The 5,115-nt window shown below is 71.1% G+C and carries 6 protein-coding genes; 3 read left to right on the forward strand and 3 right to left on the reverse strand.

All coding sequences use genetic code 11. The features are described from left to right. Both AC51EU_RS26905 and AC51EU_RS26910 read left to right on the forward strand, forming a co-directional pair. The coding region (locus tag AC51EU_RS26905; protein ID WP_496269684.1) for a Stk1 family PASTA domain-containing Ser/Thr kinase at positions 1-905 on the forward strand (905 nt) is incomplete at its 5' end. 26 nt (positions 906-931) lie between these two features. Next, a complete protein-coding gene (locus tag AC51EU_RS26910; protein ID WP_496269685.1) occupies positions 932-1,852 on the forward strand; it encodes a deoxyribonuclease IV in 921 nt (306 codons plus the stop codon). A gap of 10 nt (positions 1,853-1,862) precedes the next feature. On the opposite strand, the gene AC51EU_RS26915 is transcribed toward AC51EU_RS26910, so the two are convergent. Next, positions 1,863-2,486 (reverse strand): sulfite oxidase-like oxidoreductase, encoded by a 624-nt coding sequence (locus AC51EU_RS26915; protein WP_496269686.1) that lies wholly within the window; start codon positions 2,484-2,486, stop codon positions 1,863-1,865. 154 nt (positions 2,487-2,640) lie between these two features. Here AC51EU_RS26915 and bfr point away from each other — a divergent pair, with 154 nt between their 5' ends. Then, on the forward strand, positions 2,641-3,117 hold the full coding sequence (gene bfr / locus AC51EU_RS26920) for a bacterioferritin (RefSeq protein ID WP_496269687.1): 477 nt from the start codon (positions 2,641-2,643) through the stop codon (positions 3,115-3,117). On the opposite strand, the gene AC51EU_RS26925 is transcribed toward bfr, so the two are convergent. Further along, a complete protein-coding gene (locus AC51EU_RS26925; protein ID WP_496269689.1) occupies positions 3,101-3,436 on the reverse strand; it encodes a (2Fe-2S)-binding protein in 336 nt (111 codons plus the stop codon). The genes bfr and AC51EU_RS26925 overlap by 17 nt on opposite strands. A gap of 158 nt (positions 3,437-3,594) precedes the next feature. After that, positions 3,595-4,944: a class II 3-deoxy-7-phosphoheptulonate synthase gene (locus AC51EU_RS26930; RefSeq protein WP_496269688.1), complete on the reverse strand. Its 1,350-nt coding sequence runs from the start codon at positions 4,942-4,944 to the stop codon at positions 3,595-3,597. Positions 4,945-5,115: the final 171 nt, after the last annotated feature.

The raw sequence follows: 5,115 nt of genomic DNA on the forward strand, positions 1-5,115 counted from the left end.
GCGCGCTGCCGGCGTGGCCGCGGCAGCGGATCGCCGTGGTCGTGGCCGCCGTCCTGGTGGTGCTCGGGGTCGGGGCGGGAGTCTGGTACATCGGCGCGGGCCAGTTCACGCGGGTGCCGGCGGTGCTGGACATGCCGGAGGCCAAGGCGGTCTCGGCGCTGCGGGAGGAGGGGCTGCGGGCCAAGGTGGTGAGCGACTTCAGCCCCAATGTGCGCAAGGGCCGGGTCATGTCCACCGATCCGGCGAACGGGGAGCGTGTCCGCGGCAACGGCACGGTCACCCTGACCGTCTCGCGGGGCCCGGACATCGTCTCCGTCCCCGATCTGTCGGGTACTCCGGTCGCGGACGCCCGGCGGGCGCTGCGGGAGCGCGGGCTGGTGCCGGGCACCGAGCACCGGGAGTTCAGCGACGAGGTGGCCAAGGGGTCGGTGATCCGTACCGATCCGGCGGCGGGCGGCACGCGGCGGCCGGGCACGGCGGTGGGGCTGACCGTGAGCCGGGGCCAGGCCCTGGACGTGCCCGATGTGGTCGGTGAGGAGCGGGAGGACGCGGCGGCGGAGCTGCGGGAGGCGGGCTTCGAGGTGAGGTTCGCGCCGCGTGAGGTCCACGCGTCGCAGGAGGCGGGCACCGTCGCACGGCAGTCGCCGGGCGCGGGGGGCAGGCTGGGCAAGGGCGAGACGGTGACGCTGACGGTCTCCCAGGGGCCGAGGATGGTCACCGTTCCGGATGTGACCGGGGAGCACGTCGACGACGCGAAGAAGACGCTCACGGACCTCGGGTTCCGGGTGACGGTCAGCAAGCCGTTCCTGTTCCCGCGGGACACGGTGGAGTCGCAGTCCGTCGAGGGCGGGAAGAAGGCGCCGGAGGGCGGCACGATCACGATCCGGCTGGCGGGGGCGCTGTAGGGTCCGGCGCCTGGCACCCTTGAAGGGTGAGTGCTTCCCCTTCCCCGCAGGACGTCCCTTCCCCGCAGGACGCCGCGCGTGCCCGCCGGCGCAATCCCGTCGGCGGCCATGTGCCGGTCGCCGGCGGTCTGGCCAGGACCGGTGTCGCGTACGCCCGTGGGATGGGCGGTGAGTGCGTCCAGGTCTTCGTCGCCAATCCGCGGGGCTGGGCGACGCCGCCGGGCAGCCCGGCGCAGGACGAGGAGTTCCGGGCGGCGTGCGCGGCGGACGGGATGCCCGCGTACGTCCATGCCCCGTACCTGATCAATTTCGGGTCGCACAACCCGGAGACCGCCGAGCGGTCCGTCGCCTCGATGCGGCACTCGCTGCGGCGGGGCCGGGAGATCGGCGCGCGGGGCGTGGTGGTGCACACCGGCTCGGCGACCGGCGGACGCCCGCGGTCGGCGGCGCTGGCGCAGGCGCGGGAGCTGATGCTGCCGCTGCTGGACGAGCTGACGCACGAGGACGACCCGTGGCTGCTGCTGGAGCCGACGGCCGGGCAGGGCGCCTCGCTGTGCGGCCGGGTCGAGGAGCTGGGCCCGTACTTCGACGCGCTGGAGCGGCATCCGCGGCTGGGGGTCTGCCTGGACACCTGCCACGCGTTCGCGGCCGGGCACGACATGGCGGCACCGGGCGGGATGAAGGCGCTGCTGGACGAGTTGACGGAGGTCACCGGGGAGGGCCGGCTGCGGCTGGTGCACGCCAACGACTCCAAGGATGTCGTCGGTGCCCGCAAGGACCGGCACGCCAACATCGGCGCGGGGCATCTCGGCGCCGAGCCGTTCGCCGAGCTGTTCGCGCATCCGGCGGCGGAGGGGGTGCCGCTGGTGATCGAGACGCCGGGCGGCAAGGAGGGTCACGCGGCGGATGTGGCGCGGTTGAAGGAGTTGCGGCGGTCGGTGTCCTGACCGGGGCGGGTCACAGTTCCGGGCCGTCGCCCGGTTCCTCCTGGTAGGAGTAGCGCTTTTCGCTCCAGGGGTCGCCGAGGTTGTGGTAGCCGCGTTCCTCCCAGAATCCGCGGCGGTCGGCGGTCATGTACTCGATGCCGCGCACCCATTTGGGGCCCTTCCAGGCGTAGAGGTGCGGGACGACCAGCCGGACGGGGAATCCGTGCTCGGCGGTGAGGAGTTCGCCGGATCGGTGGGTGGCGAAGAGGCACTTCTCACCGGCGAAATCCGCCATCCGCAGATTCGAGCTGAACCCGTATTCGGCCCACACCATGACATGGGTGGCCTCGGGCGCGGGCGGCGCGAGAGAGAGAATCGTGCGGGTGGGTACGCCGCCCCATTCGACGCCCAGCATGCTGAATTTCGTGACGCAGTGCATATCGGCGACGACGGTCGTATAGGGAAGCCCGGTGAATTCCTCGTGCTTCCAGCTGTGGGTGCCGCCGTCGGCGGTGGCGCCGAAGACCCGGAACTCCCAGCGGTCGGGGCGGAACTTCGGTACGGGGCCGTAGTGGGTCACCGGCCAGCCCCGCTGGATGCGCTGCCCCGGCGGCAGCTGAGATTGTTCCCCTTTGCGGCTTTCCGGCTGACCCATACCCCCATGGTGTCAGACGGGGAAGGGTGCCGTTGACCAGGGGAGAACAGAATCGGGCAACTCGTACTAAGCGTGAACTTACTGGACGTTTCCCTCCGCGCGGTGCAAGGATGCGCGGCACCTGCCAGATCTCCGCGCGGAAGGAGCCCGCCGCATGCAGGGCGACCCCGAGGTCATCGAATTCCTCAACGAGCAGCTGACCGCCGAGCTGACCGCGATCAACCAGTACTTCCTGCACTCCAAGATGCAGGAGCACCGCGACTGGCTGAAGCTCGCGGAACACACCCGCAGTGAATCGTTCGACGAGATGAAGCACGCGGAGATGCTCACGGACCGCCTTCTCATGCTGGACGCGCTGCCGAATTACCAGCGGCTGTTCCACGTACGGGTCGGGCAGACGGTCACCGAGATGTTCCAGGCGGACCGGCAGATCGAGGTGGAGGCGATCGACCGGCTGCGGCGCGGCATCGAGCTGATGCGCGGCAAGAGCGACGTCACCTCGGCGAACATCTTCGAGTCGATCCTCGCGGACGAGGAGGAGCACATCGACTACCTCGACACGCAGCTGGAGCTGATCGAGAAGCTCGGCGAGGAGCTGTACCTCGCCCAGCAGATCAAGCAGCCGGACTGAGCGGAGCGCTCCCGGGAAGGACCGTGCCGGCCGCCGCGGCCGGCGGACGGGGCGCCCGCGGCGCGGGGGACGGCGCGGGTGCCGGGGAAGTACCGTCCTGCGGCACGGCGGCGGCCAGCGGCCGCGGGTCCCCGCTGTCGATCAGCTGGCGGCGGGGGCAGGCACCGCGCCCCAGGAGGGACTGGATGCGGCGCACACAGCCGCCGCAGTCGGTGCCGGCCTTGCAGGCGGAGGCGATCTGCCGGGGGGTGCAGGCCCCGGTCTCCGCGTGCTCGCGGACCTGCTGCTCGGTGATGCCGAAGCAGGAGCAGACGTACACGCGGTTCACCTCCTCGGGATCGTTCTCAGGGGCCTCACCGATCCGGTGATCCGTAGTGAGGTAACCCTTACCTTACCTGGCGCTGGAGGCGTGCCACAACGAGAAGGGGCGCGAATCGTGTGATTCGCGCCCCACTCATGCCCTCTGCGGGCGGTGGCTCACTGGTCGCGGTACATCTCCGCCACCAGGAACGCCAGGTCCAGCGACTGGCTGCGGTTGAGCCGCGGGTCGCAGGCCGTCTCGTAGCGCTGGTGCAGATCGTCGACGAAGATCTCGTCGCCGCCGCCCACGCACTCGGTGACGTCGTCGCCGGTCAGCTCGACGTGGATGCCGCCCGGGTGCGTGCCGAGGCCCTTGTGGACCTCGAAGAAGCCCTTGACCTCGTCGAGCACGTCGTCGAAGCGGCGGGTCTTGTGGCCCGAGGCCGCCTCGAAGGTGTTGCCGTGCATCGGGTCGCAGATCCAGGCCACCCGCGCGCCGGAGGCGGTGACCTTCTCGACCAGCTCGGGCAGCTTGTCGCGGATCTTGTCCGCGCCCATGCGGGTGATGAAGGTCAGCCGGCCGGGCTCGCGCTCCGGGTCCAGGCGCTCGATGAGGGTGAGCGCGTCCTCCGGGGTGGTCGTCGGGCCGAGCTTGACGCCGATCGGGTTGCGGATACGGGAGGCGAACTCGATGTGCGCGCCGTCCAGTTGGCGGGTCCGCTCGCCGATCCACACCATGTGGCCGGAGACGTCGTAGAGGTCGCCGGTGCGCGAGTCGGTACGGGTCAGCGCCGACTCGTAGTCGAGGACCAGCGCCTCGTGGGAGGCGTAGAACTCGACGGTCTTGAACTCCTCCGGGTCCACGCCGCAGGCGTTCATGAAGTTCAGCGCGCGGTCGATCTCCCGGGCCAGTGCCTCGTACCGCTGTCCGGACGGGGAGGACTTCACGAAGTCCTGGTTCCAGGCGTGCACCTGCCGCAGGTCGGCGTAGCCGCCCGTGGTGAAGGCGCGGACGAGGTTCAGCGTCGCGGCGGAGGCGTGGTACATCCGCTTGAGCCGCTCCGGGTCCGGGATGCGGGCCTCGGCGGTGAACTCGAAGCCGTTGACGGAGTCGCCGCGGTAGGTCGGCAGCGTCACGCCGTCGCGGGTCTCGGTGGGCTTGGAGCGCGGCTTGCTGTACTGGCCGGCGATCCGGCCGACCTTGACCACCGGCACGGAACCGGCGTAGGTGAGGACGGCGCCCATCTGGAGCAGCGTCTTGAGCTTGTTGCGGATGTGCTCGGCGGAGACGGCGTCGAACGCCTCCGCGCAGTCGCCGCCCTGGAGCAGGAACGCCTCACCACGGGCGACGGCGCCCAGGCGCTCGCGCAGCTGGTCGCACTCGCCCGCGAAGACGAGCGGCGGATAGGACTGGAGCTCCGCGATCACATCGCGCAGAGCCTCTTGGTCCGGCCAGTCAGGCTGCTGCGCCGCGGGCAGGTCTCGCCAGGTGTTGCCACCGGCGTGGATATCAGCGTTCACGGTCACAGCCCCAACATTACGGGGTTCCGGCACCCGGTCCCGGCCACGCCCGGAGTGTGAGACGGACCGGGACGGCGCCCGCACGGTCCGTGACCGCCGCCGGTCAGTCGGGCAGGGTGTCGTCCGGCCCGCCCCGGGCGAGCGCGGCGAGGGTGGCCAGCGCCCGGTCCAGGACCT

Source organism: Candidatus Streptomyces philanthi (assembly GCF_059553635.1).